Below are 21,123 nucleotides of genomic sequence, written 5' to 3' on the forward strand. Positions count from 1 at the left end.
AGTAGAAGGGCGGAGAAGTAATATGAACATTAGAGAACTCGCATATCGGAATGTAACGCGAAATAGACGGACATATTCAGCATATTTTTTGAGTAGTGCATTTGCAATTATGGCCTTTTTTGTATATTCGTTTTTTGCGTTTCATCCGGCATTAAGTGCAGGAGAATTAGGTCAGTATGTATTTGTAAGTATGTCGTTTGCACAGTCTATTATTTACGTATTTACATTCTTCTTTATTTTATATTCAATGGGAATGTTTTTAAAAACGAGAAAGCGTGAACTAGGAATTTTAATGATGCTTGGTATGACGAAATATCAATTAAAGCGTCTTATCTTCTTTGAAAATATTATGATTGGAATAGGGGCAATTATTTTCGGGATTCTTTCAGGTATGTTGTTTTCAGGAGTATTAATTTTTGTAGCCCCAATGATATTAAAACTAGATATTTCCTTATCCTATTACATTCCAATGAAAGCAGTTGTTGTAACGAGTATTATGTTTTTCATATTATTTATGATTATTTCATTATTTAGTGCCGGAATGGTTCGTAAAAATAATATTATGAAATTGTTTAGAGGATCAGCAGAGGCGAAGCCAGAACCGAAAGCATCGAGTATTTCTTCTATATTAGCAGTAGTATTGCTTAGTGCTGGTTATACAGGCGCTCTTATGTCACATGGTGCTATGGTATTTGTGATGATGATTCCGGTTACAACGGTAGTCATTATTGGTACGTATTTGCTGTACAAGCAGTTGAGTGTCTTTATTATTCGGCTATGTAAAAAAAGTAAACGTTTCTATTGGACACAGACAAATATTATTACGTTGTCAGATTTAGCGTACCGTATGAGAGATAACGCAAGAATGTTCTTTATTGTAACGATAATTTCAACTGTAGCATTTTCGGCAATAGGTACATTAGTTGGCTTTGCATCAATGACGAAAGGGATTATGGAGAGACAAATTGCGTTTCATTACCACTCTAAGCAAGGGAATAGTAATGAATCACAGCATCTGAAGATCATCGATGAGGGACTAAAAAAACATAATATAGCAGCTTCAAAAACTAATATCTCATCGAAGAAAACGGAGGAGCAGTCATTAAGAAGCGCCATTTTTATAAAAGAATCAGAGTATAGGGGATATGCAAAGTTAACAGGAGAACCATTTAATACTGTAGCAAATAAAGAGGTTTTATTTTTGTCGGCCGAAATACCAGGACCACCGATGAAAGAAAGAAAAGAAATTACTTTACCTAATATGAATGAACATTTAAAAGTGAAAAAAGTTACTTCTTCTTCATTGGGGAAAATATTAAGAGGAAATGTTTATGTAATCCCTAATAATCAATATGATTCATTACAAGATGGATTTATAGAAACAAAAGATTATATGTATAAAACTGAAGGAATGAAAGATGAAATTGAGGTTGGTAAAGAACTTACGAGTCAGATGAAGCCTTATGAAGAACATGCAACGTTTAGTGCAGAAGAGTACGAACAAAACCAAAGTTTACAAATCGCAGGACCAATTTTATTTGTAGGTTTCTTTATTGGTATTGTATTTTTCGTATGTGCAGGAAGCTTCCTTTACTTCCGTTTATTTTCTGATTTGGAGGATGATACTGGGTTATTTGAAATGATTCGAAAAGTTGGCTTAACGAGCGGGGAATTATCGAAAGTAGTTACAATTCGATTGGCACTTTTATTCTTCGTTCCGATAGGTGTTGCAACATTACACGGGGCAGTAGCGTTAACTGCGTTAGGACAGATGTTTGAGTACTCACTGTTTAAAGAAAATACAATTGTATTAAGTATTTTCGTAGGAATTCAAGTTGTATACTTCTTAATAATACGATCTCGTTATTTAAAACAATTGAAAGAGAGATTACGTATTCGTTAACTGTGTTTTTTTAACTTGAGTACAAAATTTTCTAAAAAGATACAAGTATTGCCAAAAAGTGATAAAATGGAAAAAGCGAGGTGGAAAATTAATAGAGAGTAAGGGGGGAGTAATATGAAAGCAACAGGAGTTATTCGAAAAGTAGACGAATTAGGGCGAATTGTTATTCCTAAAGAATTAAGAGATGTATTAGGGATACAAATTAAATCACCACTTGAAATTTTCGTAGATGAAGATAAAGTCATTTTACAAAAATATGAACCTTACAATGCTTGTCAAATAACAGGTGATGTTTCAGACCAGAACATATCATTAGCAAATGGAAACATTACTGTTAGTATAGATGGAGCGAAACATTTAATAAAAGAAATAGAGAAGTTTTTAAAAAAAAGTGAGATTTAGTTTTCATTTATAATATTTTAAAGATTATATATGATTCTTTAAAAAAACTATAAAAGGGCCATTTAATGGTCCTTTTATTTTTATACATTCGTTGAATGATTTGAACTGTTATTGCCTGCAAAGCACGGGATAAATGTTGGTAAGTTATATTGAGAAACATTTGAAATGAAGGAAAATAGAACAGTTAAAACGAATGTTAAATGTAAACCTATTCAATAGTGGTCTGAAATGAAAATAATATATTTTCAGGAGGGATTACGATGAACAGTAGTACAGCGAATAAACAAAAAGGTATACAATTGATTCCGTTTACCGTAAATAAGGTGGTTGAACAAGTAAATGAAATTCCACCAGGTGTACAACTGATTAACGCTCCACAAGTATGGGAGAAGAGTGCGAAAGGAAAAGATGTTGTCGTTGCCGTATTAGATACAGGTTGTGATATTAATCATATAGATTTAAAAGATCGTATTATTGGTGGGAGAAATTTCACGAAAGATTATGAAGGAGATCCGAACATTTACCTTGATAATAACGGCCATGGGACTCATGTAGCGGGGACGATTGCAGCGACTGAAAATGATGTCGGTGTTTTAGGAGTCGCACCTCTTGCTAAAATGCTAGTGTTAAAGGTTTTAGCGGGAGATGGTTCTGGAAGCTATGAGCAAATTATTGAGGCGATTCATTACGCTGTAAATTGGAGAGGACCTAATAAAGAAGAAGTCAGAGTTATTTCAATGTCACTTGGTGGTCCGCAAGACGTTCCGGAATTACATGAAGCTATTCAAAATGCAGTAAATCAAGATGTTCTCGTTGTATGTGCTGCAGGAAATGATGGAGATTGTGATGATAATACGGAGGAACTAGATTTCCCAGGTGCTTATGCTGAAGTAATTGAAGTTGGTGCTGTCAATTTAGAGCGGAAAATCGCATGTTTTAGTAATTCAAATCAAGAAATTGATTTAGTAGCGCCAGGTGATGAAATATTATCTACGTATCCAGAGGGGAAATATGCTGTATTAAGTGGAACTTCAATGGCGACGCCGCATGTCGCTGGTGCATTAGCACTTCTCATTAAGCAGTGCGAAAGAGAATATGGCAGAAAGTTATCAGAGCCAGAAATTTACGCGCAACTTATTAAAAGAACTGTACCTTTAGGATATGAGCGTACATCTGAAGGGAATGGATTAATAGATCTATTAAAAGAATAACAAATACTAAAAAACATCTCATTTGTAAGTGAGATGTTTTTTAGTATGGCCCTGTCGCATGTAATACAACGTTTAATAAACCCGGGAATCTAGCATTTAAGTCATCTTCACGAATTGAAATGAAACGTTGTGTTCCTTCAAGACGTGTATACATGACACCTGATTCACGTAAAACTTTGAAATGGTGAGATAAAGTTGATTTTGCGATTGGAATGTTTAACGCACCACAAGATTGCTCATTTTTCTCTAGTAACATATTTACAATTTGTAAACGAATTTGGTCGCTAAGTGCATATAGGACAGAAGAAAATTGAATTTCTTCTCGATTTGGATGATAGAGTGTACGCATTTTTTCACCTACTTGTATAAGTTAATATATTTGCACTATAGCATATAAAGTGATATATTTCTATTGTTCAATTATATTCGAACAATAGAAATATAAGGGGAGAAAAAATGAAGTATATAAAATTGCAAAAGGCTGGACTAAATATTTCAAAGTTGGGTTTAGGTACAAATGCAGTAGGGGGGCATAATTTATATGTTGATGTGAATGAGGGAGAAGGAAAACGATTAATAGAAGAAGCAATCCTGCAAGGAATTACATTTTTTGATACAGCGGATTCATACGGTTTTGGTAGATCGGAGGAATTGATAGGAGAGGTATTAAAAGAGAAACGCCACGAGTTTGTACTTGCTACAAAAGGTGGAATTCAGCCGTTATTAAATGGAGAAACTTATATTAACAATGAACCAAGTTATTTAAGAAATGCTGTGGAGAATAGCTTAAGAAGATTACAGACTGATTATATTGATTTATATTATTTACATTTTACAAATCCTGAAACAAGTTACATAGATTCAATCGGAGAGCTTACTCGTTTAAAAGAAGAAGGGAAAATTCGTTCAATTGGAATATCGAATGTAAACATAGAACAATTAAAAGAAGCGAATCAACATGGTCATATTGATGTTGTACAATCGCCTTACAATATGTTAAATCGTACTGCCGAGGAAGAACTATTGCCGTATTGTATAAAAGAAGGTATTTCATTTATACCGTATGGGCCTCTAGCCTTTGGGATATTAGGTGGTAAATATACAGAAGATTTTGACTTGGATAAAGGGGATTGGCGTCAAAGTGTAAATCTATTTGAAGAAAATATATATAAAGGTAACTTTAAAAAAGTTGAAAAGTTAAAAGACGTAGCTAAAGAAAATAATATTGAATTGCCTCATTTAGCGTTAGCATGGTTATTAAATAAAGAAGGAATTTATACTGTTATTCCTGGCGGGAAGCGGGCTGAGCAAATAAGAGAAAGTGTGAAAGCGGTGGATGTATCATTGAATGAAGGGGCAATGAAAGAAATCGAGTTAATATTAGAAGAGTAGTGAGGAAGGGGAAGATCGCATGCTAAGCTCCTTTTCTTTTATACTATATAAACAGCATATAGTATAAAAATAAAAAATCCCTATAAAGATAGGGATTTATATATCGGCATATAGTTCCTTGGAAAAGGATATACTTAGTTTAACATATAGGATTACTTATATTTGTGAAATAGATGTGAAAGTAATGTGAAAAATGCTTATGGTGAAAATCTTTGTAAATAAAAAGCACTGTTTTAGCTAATATAACTAAAACAGTGCTTTTCTCTTTGATTGAACAGTTGCTGCATTTTCATCATGTATGCCTGCATCTTTAATAATTCGTTGTTTTGCTTTATTTAGTAGATGGTTTACTTCTTCACCAAAATAGTTAGCTTCACTTTTTGTGCGGGCTTCTCGTAAACATTTATAGTTTTCTAGCAGTTCCTCTTTTTCGGTGTTTGTTAAGAAATCTTCTATTTTCTTTTTTGTCATACGAAACACCCTTTCTTCTGACAAACGACGCAATAGAAAATATATATTTTTCATTATAACAATAATTTTTAAAGAAAGTATAGACTAACGTCGTAATAATTTGTCAATTTCTTGAATCTTCTCATCAGCTTTTCCAATTTGCGTATTTTTAGCCTGCTCACCACCTAGAGCTTGGTGAAGTAAAAAAGTTTGACCGGAAATAGCAGTCACAATGGAGACTTTTATAATTTCCTTTATTGCGGTGACATCGAATAAAACGAGTCCAAGAAGTGCGGCTAGGCTACCAGTAAAAATATCAGTTAAAAATCCAAAATGAAAAAAAGTTTTCAAACGGCGTGGAAGCAATAACTTACCTTGGTTATTGATTAGATGGGAAACGAAGCCAGTAATGCCACCAACGAGAACTGCGGTTAGCCATTGATACATTTCCATCGAATCCACTCCTTTTAGTGAATAAGATTCGATTTTTTCATATTGATTCCTTTTCATATTTCATATAAGCATATTGAGAAAGTTTGTTTGGGTAAATCTTATTCAATTTAATTATAACAGAAAATTCCGATATATTTCAGTCTATTATATGAATCATATTTACAATAATATGAATACAGAAAGAGGTGTGTGATATGAATATAGAGTATCGAATAAGAAGTGTGGATGGTTATACGAAAAATATAGGGGAATTAGTAAGTATGCTGGAGCATACGAGGGCGGTAACATTACAGGAAATAGAAAATCTATCAGTTGAGCAATTAGATTTAATTATGCCAAGTGGTGGGAATTCAATTGGCGCCTTATTAAAACATATGGCATCTATAGAAAAAGCCCATCAGCTTATTTCATTTCAAAATCGTGACTTTACAAAAGAAGAATTAGAAATATGGGAAGATGCACTGTATTTAGGGGAAGTTGGGAGAACGATTCATGGTCATGAAATACAGTATTATGTACAACTTTTGCAAAGTGTTCGAGAAGAGTCGCTAAAGTATTTGAGTAAAGTAGATGATACATGGCTAATGTCAGAAAGAAAGTGGCCTAACGGTGTAGCGTATAACCAGCACTATCTTTGGTTTCATGTGATAGAAGATGAAATTAATCACCGTGGACAAATTAGAATGTTAAAGAGATATTTATTTGAAAATTACGTCAAATAAAGTAGCTTTTTAAATTGATATTCCATATAATGAGAGTAATTAAAATAAGATCGGAGTGATGTATTATGGCGAATATGACTGTAATGAATAATAAATTAAATACAAACGTGGATGGAAAGGGCGATATTATATAAGATAGTTCGCAATCCTTCCACTTAGTACAAACTAGGGAGGATCTTGATTTGAATCAAAATATTTTAGAGTCGTTCGGCTGGGATTCATTTTTTGAAGAGCAAGCTGTAGAGCAGAATTATGAAGTAGGGCGTATTTTACTTGAGCATAAGCATATATATCGTATTATTTGTAATGACGGTGAATATATGGCAGAACTGTCTGGGAAGTTTCGACATGAAGCGGTAACGAAAGGAGATTACCCAGCAGTTGGTGATTGGGTGTATATAAAGAAAATAGAAAATGAGAAAAAGGCAATCATTCATCGTATTTTTTCGAGAAGAAGTTCTTTTTCAAGACAAGAAGCTGGTAATAGAACTGAAGAACAAATTATTGCAGCAAATGTTGATTATTTATTTTTAGTGAATGCACTTAACCATGATTTTAACGTAAGAAGGTTGGAGCGTTATTTACTATTAGCGTATGAAAGTGGTGCAATGCCTGTTATTGTTTTAACAAAAAGTAGTTTATGTGAAGATGTGGAACAAAAAATTGTAGAAACGGAAGCTGTTGCAATTGGTGTTCCGATCTTCGTCGTCGATAGTTTAGAGCATAGAGGTATTGACTCGTTACAACAATTTGTTGCTTCAGGAAAAACAATTGCTTTAGTCGGCTCATCAGGGGTTGGAAAATCTACTTTGTTAAATGCACTCGTAGGAATTGAGATAGCGAAAACGGGAGATATACGTGAGGAAGATAGTAAAGGGCGGCATACGACAACTCATCGTGAGCTGTTCCAACTACCGAGTGGGGGCTTAGTCATTGATACTCCTGGCATGAGAGAGTTACAGCTTTGGGATGGAAGCGATGCAATCCAAACAACGTTTTCTGATATTGAAGAATTTGCAAAAACATGTCGCTTCCGAGATTGTAAACATGAGAATGAGCCAGGATGCGCAGTGCATAAAGCAATTGATAACGGGCTAATGACGATAAATCGTTTGCAAAGCTATAAAAAGTTGCAAAGAGAATTGGCGTATTTTATGAGAAAACAAGATGCTATTCTTGCAAGAGCTGAGCGCGATAAGTGGAAGAAGATTTCTAAACAACATAAAAAAATGTAAAAAACCAAAGGGCTATTCCTTTGGTTTTTTACATTTGTAAATTTTATAATAATATTATTTATATATATAGACAAAGTGAGAATATTTGTTTAAACTTTACAAGGTGTTTATGAAAAACGAATTGTAAAAATAGAGGATAGGGAATGGGATATATTCATAATCGGTTATTTATCTTTAAAACTTAATATTTGAATTTAGGAGGCTTATAATGAGTAAACTGTTAAGGTGGTTTCGAGATATAAAAGTAGCAAAAAAGCTATTAATTTCATTTTTTGTAATTTTAATTGCAGCTGTCTCTATTATTGGGGGCATGTCTTATCAAACGGCTAAAAAGAATTTTGAATCACAAATTACGAGTAGTGCTCACGATAATATAAAAATATTAGATAATTTAATCAATCAAATGATTGAGGCGAAATTTAACGAAATAAATAACTTTGCACGAGTGGTTCATAGTGATATGTATCAAGGAGATAATCAAGATGAATTAAGAAAGGTGTTATCTCAGTATATTAATTTAAATAAAGATATTGAACAAGTATATGTTGCCGGCAATGATAAGAAATTTGTGCAAGAACCTAATATACAAATGGCAGCAGATTATGATCCAACAACTCGTTCTTGGTATAAAGATGCAGTGAGTAAACAAGGTGGAATCGTGGTCACTGAACCGTATAAGGCAAAAGGAAATGGACATATTGTCGTAACGATTGCGAAACAAACAGAAGATAAAAATGGTGTTGTTGCGGTAGATTTAAGTTTAGAGAATTTATTGAAAACAACAAAGCTAATCAATATTGGTAAAAAAGGATATACTTTCATTTTAGATGGAAAACAAAAAATAATTGCTCACCCTCAAGAAAAACCAGGAGATAAAGCAGCTGATTCTTGGGCAAAGAGAATTTACGAAGATAATCAGGGCGCTTTTTCATACACGTATGACGGTAGTGAAAAGAAAATGGTATTTGCTACAAATTTAAAAACAGGTTGGAAAATCGGTGGAACGATGTACTCAAGTGAAGTCATTGAAGCTGCTCAGCCTTTATTTTATAATATGTTAATTGTTATGATTATTTCACTAGTTGTAGGAGGGGCACTTATTTATTTCGTAACGCTTTCTATTACAAAACCTTTAAAGAGATTAGTTGCCACTTCTAAAGAAATAAGTGAAGGAGATTTAACACAAACAATTGAAATTCATTCAAACGATGAAATTGGTCAACTTGCAAAAGGTTTTAATGAGATGACAGATTCACTACGAACGTTAATTGGAAGGATTAATGATTCGGCCGGGCATGTTGCAGCGGCATCAGAAGAGCTAACTGCTAGTGTAAGGCAAGCGAGTGAAGCAACAGAACAAATTACAATGGCAATGGATGAAATATCAAGTGGTGCAACGACGCAAACAACAAGTGTAGAAAATGGTGCGATGTTACTGTTTGATGTAACAGAAGGAATTCAGCATGTAGCAAATAGTTCATCATCTATTAATACGGCTTCTACTCATACTCGTGAAAAAGCAGAAGATGGTGGAAAGCTAGTAGGGAAAACAGTAAATCAAATGCAATCTATTGCAGAATCTGTTTCGCAATCTGATGCAGTTATACAGTTATTAAATAATAAATCAAAGCAAATTGGTGACATATTAGAAGTAATCCAAAATATTGCAGATCAAACAAATCTTCTTGCTTTGAATGCTGCAATTGAAGCCGCAAGAGCGGGTGAGCACGGAAGAGGATTTGCGATCGTTGCAGATGAAGTACGTAAATTGGCAGAGCAATCTAGTGTATCTTCCAGTGAAATTAGTAAATTAATATGTGAAATACAAGATGATATGAGTAAGACAGTAAAATCTATGGGTCATGTAAATGAAGAAGTTCAATCTGGACTAGTTATTGCAAATGAAACGAAGCAAAATTTTGCTGAGATTTTACAATCTACAAATGAAATTGCTAATCAAATTAAAACGATGGTTGAAACGGCTAATGGGATGTCAAAAGGTGCCAATGAAGTATCTATTTCAGTAGGACAAATTGCAATGACAGCACAGAATAATGCGACGAGTACACAAAGTGTCGCAGCGTCTGCTGAAGAACAATTAGCTTCTATGGAAGAAATTGGTTTCGCAGCCGGTACATTATCTCAAATGGCTGAAGAGTTGCAAGGATTAATTGAAAGATTTAAAGTTTAAAAGAGAAAGACTGCCCCAATAGCAGTATGCTATTGGGGCAGTCTTTTTTTTAACACATTAACTGGGATGAATTTATGCTTATAATGAATGAGGATGGAGAATAGCTTAATGATGTTTAAAACTGAATTTCTCATATTATTTGTCGAAAAATAGAGGTATTTGTTAACTTTGTGTATAATTACAATCATATCGAATACAAATAAAGGAGATTATTATGGGAGTGTATTGGGGTACAAAAAGACATTCTTGGCTTAGTTATGTCTCATTTTGGCTAAGTATTTCATTTTTTGTGGTGTTTCTAATTGAAGTGTTTATTTTAAAAACACTTTCGGATAGCTCGGTGCAAATTGTTAAATATTTTTATTTTATACTCGTACCAGTAAACATCCTTCTTAGTTTAAAGTTACTTTTTAAGAAGAATGAAAAGAAAGCATTACCCATTTTTAGTTTAATTGTCTCAATATTATTTACAATTTTAATTATAGTATTAGCAATAGCAGCTACAGGGAAATTTATTTAGGGAGAGTGATATATCACTCTCCTTTTTTTGTTGTGAGTAAATAAAAAATAGGTGTTGAATAAAACTTACAGTAGAATAGTAAGTAACGGACTAAGAAACATAATAATGAAGATAGAATAAGTATTTTGTAAGTACTAATGAAGCAAATGAATACGGTAAGAACGGTGATATATGGTACAATGACTATGGATAGTGATAGAGATAAAGGGTATATAAAATACTCATCGTTTTTTAGTAAGAGAGGGGTTATCTTATGCTATACGAGGATTTGATGACATTATTTCAAGCAGCTCCAAAAAAAGATAGAGGTGGCTGGAAATATATAATCCAAGAACAAAATGATAAATATGAAATTGTTGATGAAATGTTGAAAAATCAAATGAGTATTGAATTGTATTTTAATGAATATGATGAGGTGAAAATCACTTTATATAAAGATGGAATTCCTATTTCTACTATGCAAAGAATTGCTATTTCAAAAGTTGAATTAGACGAGGATGAAGAAGGGATTCAATTTGTTTTAGAGCGCATGCCTAGTCGAATGATTCGATTGCAATTAAAGCCATATTTGGCATTGGAAATGGGACCGTACTGGGAAATATGTGATGATTGTGAATGAACATAAAGAAAGCATCCAATAAAATGGATGCTTTCTTTATGTTTTTTGAAGTTGTTTAAAAGCAATGATTGGAAGTAGAACGATACTTACCCATCCGATGATTGGATATAGAATGTGGAGTAGCTCACTGTAACCGATGTAACTAAAGCAATAACTAATTAGTAAAATGAAGAAAATAATATTGTTACTTTTCCACCCAGTGATAGATTGCATTTGTTTTGTCATCCCGAACACATTACCAACTAAAGTTGTAAACACTTCACCGAAAATAATAAGAACAAAGAAAAAGTGAAACGTTGCATTAAATCTTCTTATGACTTCAGCCATTGGGATATTGTATTGATAAAATTGGTCGACTGATAAGATAGCTAAATGGCTGCATAATAAAATTAAAGAAAGTCCTGCACCACCTAAAATTCCACCCCACAAAATGGCTTTTCGATCCTTTACTTCACCGGCTAACGGGACGAGAACGCTTTGGGCGAGAGAAAGATTTAAAGCGACATATGTAATAGGGCTAGTAATCCACTTCATATTCCAGCTCTCTGCAGGAATAGTATTACTAATAGGTGTTGTACTGTGGAAAAAGGTTGTAATAGCAAGTCCTATAATAAATATCATCATAATAGGTACGACAAGTGTATTTACTTCAAAAACACCTTGTAATCCGCGGCTACCTATAATGAGACAGGCGATAACTGTAATGAGAATACCGAGTTGTCTTGGTAAACGAAGTTGCTCTTCAAATACCGCTCCAGCCCCTGATAGCATAACGCTCGTTACACCAAATAATACGAGTAGTAATAATGTATTTACAACATTTCCGAATACATCTCCAAATAAATATTTGTTAAAATCTTGCGCTGAAAATGCCCCGATTTGTGATGAAAGTAACATCATCTTTGTGCCGAGCCAAATAAAAAAAAATCCACTTACACATATACCAATTGTTCCGTATAATCCGTTCACTGTAAAAAATTCAACAATTTCTCGTCCAGTAGCAAATCCAGCTCCAACGACAGTTCCGATATAAGTAGCAGCAACTTTCTTTGCTACTTGCCATTGTTGATTGTCCATGTTATCCCTCTTTCTTCTATGATGAGCTTGACTTACTATAATGCATATGTAGCAGCTTGGACGATTAGACATATGAAGTAGTTGAAAAAATACATGAATTGTATGATATTAGGGAAATATTAAAGGTGTTAAAACTTTGTTACATATGAGCCAATCATTCGAAAGGGTAGGAAATGTATGGTAAAATGTAATTAGGTTATTAAAAGATAAGCATTACAAAACGATAAGAGGAGTGGATTGTATGAGTACGAATACAAATGTTGTTGAAGTATTAAACAAGCAGGTAGCAAACTGGAATGTGTTATATGTGAAACTACATAATTATCACTGGTATGTGACAGGACCACACTTCTTTACATTACATGAGAAATTTGAAGAGTTTTATAATGAAGCAGGGACGTATATTGATGAGTTAGCAGAACGCATTTTAGCGTTAGAAGGTAAACCGTTAGCGACAATGAAAGAATATCTTGCAACATCTAGTGTCAGTGAGGGGACAAGCAAGGAATCAGCTGAGGAAATGGTGCAAACTTTAGTGAATGATTACTCTGCACTTATTCAAGAATTAAAAGAAGGTATGGAAGTTGCTGGTGAAGCTGGCGATGAAACATCAGCTGATATGTTACTAGCGATTCACACGACATTAGAACAGCATGTATGGATGCTAAGTGCATTCTTAAAATAAAAATAAATATATTTTGAAAAATCCATTGAAAAATTTTTTCAATGGATTTTTTTGTGATTTTTCAGTTTTCTTTTATGCTATAATATAGTAAAAGGGAGGCGATGCAATGTTTCGCTTTTTCAGAACTGGAAAAGAAGAACGGGAAATTACGAAAGATGAATTAGAACAAGCGATGGCTAAGTTTCTAGAAACAAATGCTAATATCGTATATACAGTATTAGTAAATGATGATTATACAGTAAATTATGATTTGTTAAAGCCGTATTTGCCTGTATTTCCGACAAATGTTTTTCTTATTACGAAGGAAACGCTTGAGGTATTTGAACATACAGAAGAAAATTTAAACCTAGTTAAAGAAATTGATATCGTACAAAAGGCAGTAGATCAATATGTAACAGAAAAAGAAATGTTTCCAATTGTTGAGGGTAGTGAAGATCGCCTTATATGCGGAATGAAGCTAGGGCCGTACTTAAATCGTCTATTAAAAAGAGACTTATATATTTCAGAAAAACATTATTTAGTTTCAAGTAAACCGGATAGAAAAAAACAAAAGAGCGGGTAGATGTAAAAAACAACAATAATATATTGTTGTCTTTTTTTGATTGAAAATATATTGACTATTCTGTCTATTTAGTTTTATACTACACGTATTGGATAGGAAGAGGTGATGTATTATGCGTAAACATACGGTAATTATTAAATATCATTCTGAGGATCAAGTATGGTTAGGTTGAGTTATTGAATATAACAATGTACATACCATGATCAAAGGATGGTATACAAGTTCGAGAAATAAATATTATAAACGGTTTCGGGGGATTGGTATATGAAAAATAGTATGACTTACATCCAGTTATTAAATGAAACTTTACGTTGTTATGCAAATAAAGGAAGTTTTGAAGCGTATACGTATATAATGGAACATGCTAAAGGTGTAATAGGTAATGAGGCACAAATATATAATTTTAAATATGCACTAGCAAGTGCAGCAGGACTTGAAGAAGAAGCTTTGCATGTAATGAAGGAAGCTATTATAGAGAATGGATTTTGGTATGGAAATGAATATTTAATTTCCGACGACGATTTAAAACCACTACATAAGTTTGAAGAGTTTCATAAAATGGTTCAATTATGTAAAGAAAGAGAAGAAGTAGCAAAGAAAACAGAACGAGCAGATGTGAAATATATTTACAGCGAGGAAAAGGGAAATCTACTAGTTACAATGCATGGTGATCAAGAAAATATAGGAATAATAGAACCATATTGGAAATCAGTTATTACACAAGATTATACGTTAGCGTTACCACAGTCTTCGCAAATTCAATTTTCAGATGGGTTTGTTTGGGATGATATACATAGAGGGAAAGAAGAATTAAAAGAGCATTACGATAAATTTATAGAGAATCATACAGTAGAAAATGTAATAATAGGTGGTTTTTCTGCTGGAGCAAGAGTAGCTTTACTTACGATTTTACAAAAAGATATAGATGTAGATGGTTTTATTTTTATGGCACCGTGGCTTCCAGAGATTGAAGAATGGAATGAGTTGCTGGAAGTGCTACAGGATAAACATATAAAGGGATATATAGTATGCGGGGATCAAGATGAAGATTGTTTCGAATGCACGCAGCAATTTGTACGATTATTAAGAGATAAGAATATAGAGCATAAGTATAAAATTGTGCCTAACTTAAATCATGATTATCCTAATCATTTTGATGAGTTATTAAAAGAAGCTATTGAATATATAGGAAGTAAAAACAATAAATAGTAAGAAAGGGAGATACATCGTCGTTGATGTATCTCCCTTTTACAATTATAAATTAAAAGCATTTGCTAGTAAGCGATAAGAATTTAATTTATGTTCAAATTGATGAGTAATCGTGACAACCATAAATTCGTCAGTATTGTACGCTTTACTTAAATTTACTATTTTTTCTTTCACAGAAGTTGGATCACCTACGATCATACGTTGACGATTTTCTTTTATACGGAATAAATCATACGCGCTGTATGAATAATTTTGAGCAGTTTCGATAGAAGGTGTACCAGTCGTTCGTTTTCCTTGCTCTAGTAATAAGATTGATAAATCTAAACTAGAAGCAATTTTTTCTGCCTCTTCATTTGTTTCTCCGCAAATAACAAAAATCGCGACAATTGATTTTGGTTTATCTCCTAAATAGGAAGGTTGAAATTGTTCCTGGTAAGCCCTCATAACTTCTGGGCCTCCGAAGCCATTAATAAATTGTGCAAATGCAAAAGAAGCTCCGTTGTGCGCCGCAATTTTAGCGCTCTCTCCGCTAGAACCGAGCATCCACATTTCAGGTGATGTTGGAATAACTGGAGTAGCCTTTAAATTTGCATAATGATGATTTTCTGGTACTTGATCATGTAAATACATTGCAACATCTGTAACTTGTTCTGGGTATTGATCAAGTGAGACCATTTTTCCTTCTTGTAGTGCGCGAGTTGCTATTGGCATACCACCAGGTGCTCTACCAACACCAAGGTCGATGCGGTTTGGATAAAGTGCTTCTAAAACACGGAAATTCTCGGCAACTTTATATGGGCTATAATGCGGCAACATAACACCACCCGAACCAACTCTCATATGTCCTGTTTTCGCTGCAATATGAGAAATAAGTATTTCTGGACTTGAACCAGCTAAGCTTACGGAATTATGATGCTCGGATACCCAAAAACGTGTGAATCCGAGTTTTTCCACTTCTTGTGCAAGCGTAACTGTATGTGAAATAGCTTGGATTGCTGTGCTACCATCTGAAATAGGTGATTGGTCTAATACACTTAATTTGATCATAGAATATACCTCTCAATCTTAATGTACACCCTATTATATATTTACTTACGAAAAATGCGTAATGAAATGCTCAAAATGAAAAGCGGATCATTTTATATCCGCTTTTAACGAGAAAATCCCCGTTCATAATGATTCATTTCGACTAAGTTTAAAATATATTCATAGTTGTCAATTTCACATTTTAGCTGTTCACGTTCTTTTTCAGATAGTCTCTTATTGCTAAGTTTTTTACATAAGTTTTGTTTCTTTAATTCTAGATGTTTTTTTGTAGCGTGGTAATCATAAGTCTGTTTCATTTTCAACCACTCCTTCGTTGCAGTTGCTATATTATACGAAGCATAAAGAAATGTGAGATCTGTCTCTTATGTACTTTTAGTGAATATTCAAATTGCAATGGTGTTATGTTTATAGGGATTTATGAATAAAATGCACTAAACCACTAATGCGCATTTTATCCCGCATTAACGGGCAGTAAAACTCCCACCTCAAAATTCGGCTGGAGCAATGAAGTTAGGTGGGAGTTTTACTGCCCATAAAAGCCCGATTGGTTCAACTAATAATCAGTGGGGGAAGAACACCCACTGATTATAGTTTCACTTTATGAAGTAAGGGGTGGAATTGTGCAGAAAGATTTAATGTATAACACTGAGATGGATGAAACGTTACAAGTTATAAATAAGGGATTGAATAAGACGACACGTCCGAAACAAATTATTGTAGTAGGGGCAGGCATGGCTGGATTAGTTTCGGCATCTTTATTAAAGGCTGCAGGACATGAAGTGAAGGTTTTTGAAGCAAACAATCGTGTAGGCGGCCGCATAGAGACAGTTAGAATGGAAGATACCGGATTATATTTAGATGTTGGGGCAATGAGAATTCCATATTCGCACACGTTAACGATGGCATATATAAGAAAGTTTGGGTTACAGGTGAGTCCTTTTATTAATAGGAATGAGACAGATATCATCTACGTAAATGGTCGGAAAACGACATTAAAACAATACGAAAAAGATCCAAGTATTTTAAGATATCCTGTGGAAATGAATGAAGTTGGGAAAACGTCTGAGGAACTATTATTGTTAGCGGTACAGCCCATTATAAATTTTATAAAAAAGAATCCAGAGAAAAATTGGGATGTTGTAGTAAAGGATTTTGGAAGATACTCTACAGGACAATTTTTAAAGTACCATCCTTATCAATATAATACGTATTTTTCACCAATAACGATTGAGATGATTGGTGTTTTATTAGATTTAGAAGGTTTTTTAGAAAGGTCATTCGTTGAGACGTTACGTTTTTTATACATTATGCAAGAGGAGAGCGGATTTTGTGAAATAATAGGTGGAAACGATAGATTACCAAAATCTTTTTTACCGCAATTAGAAGAAAATATTATTTATAATCAAAAATTAATGAAGCTACATCAACACGATAACGGTGTGACGGCTTTCTATCGAAACGAGGAAACTTTTGAATATAGTAGTATTACAGGGGATTTAGTTATTGTTACAATTCCGTTTTCGACAATGCGTTTTGTGGAAGTAGATCCATTTGACTCTATATCTCATGAAAAGTGGAAAGCAATTCGTGAATTGCATTATATGCCTGCGACGAAAATAGGCATTCAATTTAAAAGTCGATTTTGGGAAGAACAAGGGCAATTAGGTGGCAGAATTATAACAGATTTGCCAATTCGTTACGCCTATTATCCAAGCCATGGAATTGGACAGAAAGGACCAGCTATGATGTTAGGAAGCTATACATGGTCTTATGATGCGCTGCTATGGGATGGGTTATCGAAGGGTGATCGTATCTATTACACATTACACAACTTAGCAACGATATTAGGTGGTCAAGTATATGATGAATTCATGTCTGGAATATCAAAAAGTTGGACATTGGATCCATATGCACTTGGAGGATTTGCTCTTTTTCAAGCCGGTCAAGAATCTGAGCTACAACCAGCGATTGTAAAGCCAGAGGGGAAAATATTCTTTGCTGGAGATCATACAACGTTATATCACGGATGGATTCAAGGTGCGATTGAGTCTGGAGTTCGTGTAGCGGTGGAAGTGAATGAATAAAATATTTAAAATTCAGAAATTTCTTTACTGTACAACTTGAAATGGATATTATAATATATAAAAGAATTATAGGGAGTGTTTACAGTGAATCCGTTATTATTTGATTTTCCTTCTGAATTTTATACTGACAGGCTTTTTATTCGAATGCCGAAACCAGGCGATGGTAAAGTTGTATATGACGCAATTCAAGCTTCAATACAAGAATTAAAACCTTGGATGGTTTTTGCACAGAAAGAGCAAACAGAGGAAGAAATAGAAGAGAGTATAAGAAAATCGCATATTCAATTTTTACAAAGAGAAGATTTGAGATTGCTAGTATTCTCGAAAGAAACAGGTGAATTTATTGCTTCTAGCGGATTACATCGTATTAATTGGGAGATACCTCAATTTGAAATCGGGTATTGGATTGATTCGAGATATAGTGGAAAAGGCTATATGGTAGAGGCTGCGAAAGGTATAACGGATTATGCTTTTTCTGAACTAAAAGCAAACCGCGTAGAAATTCGTTGTGATTCTCTAAATAAAAAGAGTAGAGCAATACCTGAGAAATTAGGTTTTAAATTAGAGGGTATTTTAGAAAGTGCTAGTGTTGCGGTAGATGAAAATGGATTAAGGGATATGTGTGTATTTGCAATGACGAGAAATACATATGAAAAAGAAGAGCTGTAAAGAAACAGCTCTTCTTCTTTATATTATGGTACAGGATGACCGTTAGAGCTTTCAAAAATTGTAAACCATTGTTGACGATCTAAGTTAACTTTTGTAGCAAGAGCGGCCGTTTTTACACGATCTAATTTCCCAGAGCCAACGATTGGCATCATGTTAGCTGGATGAGCAAGCAGCCAAGCATACATAATCGTATCGATGCTAGTAACACCTAGCTCATTAGCAACTTTTTGTACAGTTTCACGTACACGTACAGCACGTTCAGTTTGACCGGTAAAGATTTCGCCACCAGCAAGAGGTGACCAAATCATTGGATTGATTCGTTTTTCTTGGCATAAATTAATCGTACCTTTTTCAAAGTGCTCAAGCTGCAGCGCAGATACTTCGATTTGATTTGTAATGAGCGGGAAATCTAAATATGAACTTAACATATGAAACTGTGAAGGTAAAAAGTTAGATACACCGAAGTGACGAACCTTTCCTTCTTGCTTTAAGCGTGAGAACGCTTCTGCTACTTCATTTGGATCCATAAATGGATCAGGACGATGGATGAGTAATACATCAATATAATCTGTATGTAAGTTTTGTAATGAATCCTCCGCACTCTTTATGATATGTTCAGCATTCGTATTGTAGTGAGCAACATATCGCTCTGGAAATTTCGGTGATGGGGGAGCGATTCCACACTTGGTAACAATTTGCATGTTTTCTCGTAAGGAAGGCTTTAGTTGTAAAGCTTCTCCAAACAGCCCTTCACACGTATATCCACCATAAATATCAGCGTGATCGAAAGTAGTAATCCCCATATCCATACATTCTTCAATGAAAGAAAGTAACTCTTGTTTCGTCATATTCCATTCTGCTAAACGCCAAAATCCTTGAATAATACGAGAAAATTTTAGTGTTTCGGTCATTTGAACTCGTTCCATTATAAGTACCCCCTTGATGAATGATTATTATTTTGAAAAGGCTTTCTTACTACATATTATATAGTTTGAGGAGCGTACAAACAATAAATATGTTTTGCTACAAAAACGATTTTCTCTATATGCTATAATGTAGACACATATAGCTATAAGGAGATGTAAGGGATGATTCCAGTAACAATATTAACTGGTTTTCTTGGATCAGGGAAAACGACTTTATTAAATCGTATTTTATCAGAAAATCACGGTAAGAAATTAGCGGTGATTGTAAATGAAATAGGACAAATTGGTATCGATAATCAGTTGATTATGAATGTTGAAGAAGAAATTATGGAAATGACTAACGGTTGTTTATGCTGTACTGTACGTGAAGATTTACTCGTTGCGTTAAAACAATTACTGGACGTAAAAGCAGAAGGGAAAATGGACTTTGAAGGCTTAGTAATTGAAACAACAGGTCTTGCAAATCCAGGCCCGATTATTCAAACATTCTTTTTAGATCCTGTTATTCAATCTGCATACCAAATTAATGGCGTTGTAACGGTAGTAGATAGTTACCATATACATAAACATTTTGACAAGGGATTAGAAGCAAAGGAACAAATTGCATTTGCTGATGTAGTGTTGGTGAATAAATTAGATTTAATTGAAGAAAGTGAAAAGGAAAATCTTTTGCATGAACTGCAAGGTATTAACCCCACTGCAAAGTTAATCGAGGCAACTAACTGTGAGGTAGATATACCATCATTATTACAAATTCAAACGTTTAAAACGAAAGATACGTTACAAATTTATCCTCATAAAGAGCATAATCATTTAGAAGGTGTAAAATCATTTGTACTACGTGAAGAGCGTCCGTTAGATTTACAAAAACTAAATGAGTGGATGTCAGCTGTCGTGCAAGAGCTAGGGGAGTATTTATATCGTTATAAAGGGATTTTATCTATCGATGGAGTAGATAAACGTATCGTGTTCCAAGGTGTACATACATTATTTGCTGCTTCGTATGATAGAGAGTGGCAAGAGGGTGAAAAGCGAGTAAGTGAAGTCGTATTTATCGGTAAAGATATTAATAAAGAATGGTTCCAAGAACATTTTGGGGAGTGTGTGAAATAAGTCTGCGTCAACTGCAGGCTTATTTTTTTATGAGCATTCTATTGAGATTGTACTAGATTTCAATAACGAAACACATAAGGGAAAGAAACGGAAAATAGAAAATAACATTGATAAATATATAATAAAAAGCCTGTTTTCACAGGCTTGTGTTTTCGTTTATTAGTAACTCCATTACAACACCTACAACTGGACCCTCATCATCAATATCCCCGTTTAAATGGAAACCAAATGATTCATATAGGCCCATGGCAAGTTTGTTGTCCGGATGTAAACTTAAGTAAATTATTTTACATGTAAATTGTTGTTGTAAAAATTGAATGAGTAAGCGGAGGAAACGTTTTGCGTATCCTTTTCCTTGATATTGTTGGTCAATCATAAAACGATCTAACCAGATGCTTTCGTGTTTTTTTGAATACCAACCGTACATTGCGTATCCAACAAGTGTTTCTCCATCATATAAACCTACTGACGTCCCGTTTCCTTCATATAATGATTCTGCTAAAGAAAACGCATTACTTTCAATAAATTGCTGCTGGTTTTTTGCGACGTTTAAAGCAGCTACTGAACGCCAATTTTTTGCTGTTACTTCACAAATGTGAAGATTCATAATTCCAACTCACCTTCTAAAAGAGTATAGCTTAAAGCTAATATGG

At 34.0% G+C, this 21,123-nt stretch carries 23 protein-coding genes; 15 read left to right on the forward strand and 8 right to left on the reverse strand.

Going from position 1 to position 21,123, the window contains the following annotated elements; all coding sequences use genetic code 11:
• Positions 1-22 precede the first annotated feature (22 nt).
• From JDS98_RS07915 to JDS98_RS07925, 3 genes are all read left to right on the forward strand, one after another.
• The gene (locus JDS98_RS07915) at positions 23-1,903 is read left to right on the forward strand and encodes an FtsX-like permease family protein (protein ID WP_199633766.1); all 1,881 of its coding nucleotides are present in this window, start codon (positions 23-25) and stop codon (positions 1,901-1,903) included.
• A 114-nt stretch (positions 1,904-2,017) separates the two neighbouring features.
• Positions 2,018-2,305: an AbrB/MazE/SpoVT family DNA-binding domain-containing protein gene (locus JDS98_RS07920; protein WP_000648323.1), complete on the forward strand. Its 288-nt coding sequence runs from the start codon at positions 2,018-2,020 to the stop codon at positions 2,303-2,305.
• Between the two features lie 260 nt (positions 2,306-2,565).
• Positions 2,566-3,516, forward strand: coding sequence for a serine protease (locus JDS98_RS07925; protein ID WP_001089053.1), 951 nt, complete (start codon positions 2,566-2,568; stop codon positions 3,514-3,516).
• A gap of 40 nt (positions 3,517-3,556) precedes the next feature.
• Here the strand turns inward: JDS98_RS07925 and JDS98_RS07930 are convergent, their stop codons facing one another.
• On the reverse strand, positions 3,557-3,865 hold the full coding sequence (locus tag JDS98_RS07930) for an ArsR/SmtB family transcription factor (RefSeq protein WP_097959169.1): 309 nt from the start codon (positions 3,863-3,865) through the stop codon (positions 3,557-3,559).
• A 107-nt stretch (positions 3,866-3,972) separates the two neighbouring features.
• On the opposite strand from JDS98_RS07930, the gene JDS98_RS07935 reads away from it, so the two are divergent.
• Positions 3,973-4,908: an aldo/keto reductase gene (locus JDS98_RS07935; RefSeq protein ID WP_199633767.1), complete on the forward strand. Its 936-nt coding sequence runs from the start codon at positions 3,973-3,975 to the stop codon at positions 4,906-4,908.
• Between the two features lie 246 nt (positions 4,909-5,154).
• Here JDS98_RS07935 and JDS98_RS07940 read toward each other — a convergent pair whose 3' ends face one another.
• A complete protein-coding gene (locus JDS98_RS07940) occupies positions 5,155-5,379 on the reverse strand; it encodes a hypothetical protein (protein WP_000162608.1) in 225 nt (74 codons plus the stop codon).
• A gap of 84 nt (positions 5,380-5,463) precedes the next feature.
• Positions 5,464-5,811: a DUF4257 domain-containing protein gene (locus tag JDS98_RS07945; protein WP_000426317.1), complete on the reverse strand. Its 348-nt coding sequence runs from the start codon at positions 5,809-5,811 to the stop codon at positions 5,464-5,466.
• A gap of 194 nt (positions 5,812-6,005) precedes the next feature.
• On the opposite strand from JDS98_RS07945, the gene JDS98_RS07950 reads away from it, so the two are divergent.
• The 5 genes from JDS98_RS07950 to JDS98_RS07970 all read left to right on the forward strand — a co-directional run bounded on the left by JDS98_RS07950 (position 6,006) and on the right by JDS98_RS07970 (position 11,098).
• The gene (locus JDS98_RS07950) at positions 6,006-6,533 is read left to right on the forward strand and encodes a DinB family protein (RefSeq protein ID WP_001019820.1); all 528 of its coding nucleotides are present in this window, start codon (positions 6,006-6,008) and stop codon (positions 6,531-6,533) included.
• A 182-nt stretch (positions 6,534-6,715) separates the two neighbouring features.
• Complete coding sequence (rsgA, locus tag JDS98_RS07955) at positions 6,716-7,768, forward strand: ribosome small subunit-dependent GTPase A (RefSeq protein WP_097854923.1); 1,053 nt, start codon at positions 6,716-6,718, stop codon at positions 7,766-7,768.
• A gap of 208 nt (positions 7,769-7,976) precedes the next feature.
• Positions 7,977-9,959 (forward strand): methyl-accepting chemotaxis protein, encoded by a 1,983-nt coding sequence (locus JDS98_RS07960; RefSeq protein ID WP_199633768.1) that lies wholly within the window; start codon positions 7,977-7,979, stop codon positions 9,957-9,959.
• 214 nt (positions 9,960-10,173) lie between these two features.
• A complete protein-coding gene (locus JDS98_RS07965) occupies positions 10,174-10,479 on the forward strand; it encodes a hypothetical protein (protein WP_199631372.1) in 306 nt (101 codons plus the stop codon).
• A 253-nt stretch (positions 10,480-10,732) separates the two neighbouring features.
• Positions 10,733-11,098, forward strand: coding sequence for a DUF3979 family protein (locus JDS98_RS07970; RefSeq protein WP_000965090.1), 366 nt, complete (start codon positions 10,733-10,735; stop codon positions 11,096-11,098).
• Positions 11,099-11,134: 36 nt separating this feature from the next.
• Here JDS98_RS07970 and JDS98_RS07975 read toward each other — a convergent pair whose 3' ends face one another.
• Positions 11,135-12,175, reverse strand: coding sequence for a YkvI family membrane protein (locus tag JDS98_RS07975; RefSeq protein ID WP_000370197.1), 1,041 nt, complete (start codon positions 12,173-12,175; stop codon positions 11,135-11,137).
• Positions 12,176-12,416: 241 nt separating this feature from the next.
• Between JDS98_RS07975 and JDS98_RS07980 the strand changes: the two genes are divergently transcribed.
• The 3 genes from JDS98_RS07980 (at position 12,417) to JDS98_RS07990 (ending at position 14,631) form a co-directional block, all read left to right on the forward strand.
• Positions 12,417-12,860, forward strand: a complete 444-nt coding sequence (locus tag JDS98_RS07980) for a Dps family protein (RefSeq protein WP_000106367.1) — start codon at positions 12,417-12,419, stop codon at positions 12,858-12,860.
• Positions 12,861-12,966: 106 nt separating this feature from the next.
• A complete protein-coding gene (locus JDS98_RS07985) occupies positions 12,967-13,422 on the forward strand; it encodes a DUF3939 domain-containing protein (RefSeq protein WP_000488204.1) in 456 nt (151 codons plus the stop codon).
• Positions 13,423-13,686: 264 nt separating this feature from the next.
• Positions 13,687-14,631, forward strand: a complete 945-nt coding sequence (locus JDS98_RS07990) for an alpha/beta hydrolase (RefSeq protein WP_000798330.1) — start codon at positions 13,687-13,689, stop codon at positions 14,629-14,631.
• A 45-nt stretch (positions 14,632-14,676) separates the two neighbouring features.
• Here JDS98_RS07990 and JDS98_RS07995 read toward each other — a convergent pair whose 3' ends face one another.
• Both JDS98_RS07995 and JDS98_RS08000 read right to left on the reverse strand, forming a co-directional pair.
• Positions 14,677-15,678: an LLM class flavin-dependent oxidoreductase gene (locus tag JDS98_RS07995; RefSeq protein WP_097959177.1), complete on the reverse strand. Its 1,002-nt coding sequence runs from the start codon at positions 15,676-15,678 to the stop codon at positions 14,677-14,679.
• Positions 15,679-15,782: 104 nt separating this feature from the next.
• Positions 15,783-15,974 (reverse strand): DUF3896 family protein, encoded by a 192-nt coding sequence (locus JDS98_RS08000; RefSeq protein WP_000815495.1) that lies wholly within the window; start codon positions 15,972-15,974, stop codon positions 15,783-15,785.
• A gap of 324 nt (positions 15,975-16,298) precedes the next feature.
• On the opposite strand from JDS98_RS08000, the gene JDS98_RS08005 reads away from it, so the two are divergent.
• Complete coding sequence (locus JDS98_RS08005) at positions 16,299-17,762, forward strand: flavin monoamine oxidase family protein (RefSeq protein ID WP_199633769.1); 1,464 nt, start codon at positions 16,299-16,301, stop codon at positions 17,760-17,762.
• An 84-nt stretch (positions 17,763-17,846) separates the two neighbouring features.
• A complete protein-coding gene (locus JDS98_RS08010; RefSeq protein ID WP_087970081.1) occupies positions 17,847-18,431 on the forward strand; it encodes a GNAT family N-acetyltransferase in 585 nt (194 codons plus the stop codon).
• Positions 18,432-18,454: 23 nt separating this feature from the next.
• Here JDS98_RS08010 and JDS98_RS08015 read toward each other — a convergent pair whose 3' ends face one another.
• On the reverse strand, positions 18,455-19,357 hold the full coding sequence (locus tag JDS98_RS08015) for an aldo/keto reductase (RefSeq protein ID WP_087970082.1): 903 nt from the start codon (positions 19,355-19,357) through the stop codon (positions 18,455-18,457).
• A gap of 162 nt (positions 19,358-19,519) precedes the next feature.
• Between JDS98_RS08015 and JDS98_RS08020 the strand changes: the two genes are divergently transcribed.
• On the forward strand, positions 19,520-20,470 hold the full coding sequence (locus tag JDS98_RS08020; RefSeq protein ID WP_087970083.1) for a CobW family GTP-binding protein: 951 nt from the start codon (positions 19,520-19,522) through the stop codon (positions 20,468-20,470).
• Positions 20,471-20,606: 136 nt separating this feature from the next.
• Here the strand turns inward: JDS98_RS08020 and JDS98_RS08025 are convergent, their stop codons facing one another.
• Complete coding sequence (locus tag JDS98_RS08025) at positions 20,607-21,077, reverse strand: GNAT family N-acetyltransferase (RefSeq protein WP_199633770.1); 471 nt, start codon at positions 21,075-21,077, stop codon at positions 20,607-20,609.
• Between the last annotated feature and the right edge of the window lie 46 nt (positions 21,078-21,123).

The organism is Bacillus cereus group sp. N11 (assembly GCF_016483605.1).
GTDB lineage: Bacteria > Bacillota > Bacilli > Bacillales > Bacillaceae_G > Bacillus_A > Bacillus_A toyonensis.

Coding starts and splice junctions, on each gene's coding strand:
- JDS98_RS08020 (WP_087970083.1), top strand. CDS start 19,520: ATGATTCCAGTAACAATATTAACTGGTTTTCTTGGATCAGGGAAAACG.
- JDS98_RS07970 (WP_000965090.1), top strand. CDS start 10,733: ATGCTATACGAGGATTTGATGACATTATTTCAAGCAGCTCCAAAAAAA.
- JDS98_RS07975 (WP_000370197.1), bottom strand. CDS start 12,175: ATGGACAATCAACAATGGCAAGTAGCAAAGAAAGTTGCTGCTACTTAT.
- JDS98_RS07995 (WP_097959177.1), bottom strand. CDS start 15,678: ATGATCAAATTAAGTGTATTAGACCAATCACCTATTTCAGATGGTAGC.
- JDS98_RS07925 (WP_001089053.1), top strand. CDS start 2,566: ATGAACAGTAGTACAGCGAATAAACAAAAAGGTATACAATTGATTCCG.
- JDS98_RS07980 (WP_000106367.1), top strand. CDS start 12,417: ATGAGTACGAATACAAATGTTGTTGAAGTATTAAACAAGCAGGTAGCA.
- JDS98_RS08025 (WP_199633770.1), bottom strand. CDS start 21,077: ATGAATCTTCACATTTGTGAAGTAACAGCAAAAAATTGGCGTTCAGTA.
- JDS98_RS07965 (WP_199631372.1), top strand. CDS start 10,174: ATGGGAGTGTATTGGGGTACAAAAAGACATTCTTGGCTTAGTTATGTC.
- JDS98_RS07920 (WP_000648323.1), top strand. CDS start 2,018: ATGAAAGCAACAGGAGTTATTCGAAAAGTAGACGAATTAGGGCGAATT.
- JDS98_RS07935 (WP_199633767.1), top strand. CDS start 3,973: ATGAAGTATATAAAATTGCAAAAGGCTGGACTAAATATTTCAAAGTTG.
- JDS98_RS08000 (WP_000815495.1), bottom strand. CDS start 15,974: ATGAAACAGACTTATGATTACCACGCTACAAAAAAACATCTAGAATTA.
- JDS98_RS08015 (WP_087970082.1), bottom strand. CDS start 19,357: ATGGAACGAGTTCAAATGACCGAAACACTAAAATTTTCTCGTATTATT.
- JDS98_RS07940 (WP_000162608.1), bottom strand. CDS start 5,379: ATGACAAAAAAGAAAATAGAAGATTTCTTAACAAACACCGAAAAAGAG.
- JDS98_RS07930 (WP_097959169.1), bottom strand. CDS start 3,865: ATGCGTACACTCTATCATCCAAATCGAGAAGAAATTCAATTTTCTTCT.
- JDS98_RS07960 (WP_199633768.1), top strand. CDS start 7,977: ATGAGTAAACTGTTAAGGTGGTTTCGAGATATAAAAGTAGCAAAAAAG.
- JDS98_RS07915 (WP_199633766.1), top strand. CDS start 23: ATGAACATTAGAGAACTCGCATATCGGAATGTAACGCGAAATAGACGG.
- JDS98_RS07945 (WP_000426317.1), bottom strand. CDS start 5,811: ATGGAAATGTATCAATGGCTAACCGCAGTTCTCGTTGGTGGCATTACT.
- JDS98_RS07950 (WP_001019820.1), top strand. CDS start 6,006: ATGAATATAGAGTATCGAATAAGAAGTGTGGATGGTTATACGAAAAAT.
- JDS98_RS07990 (WP_000798330.1), top strand. CDS start 13,687: ATGAAAAATAGTATGACTTACATCCAGTTATTAAATGAAACTTTACGT.
- JDS98_RS07985 (WP_000488204.1), top strand. CDS start 12,967: ATGTTTCGCTTTTTCAGAACTGGAAAAGAAGAACGGGAAATTACGAAA.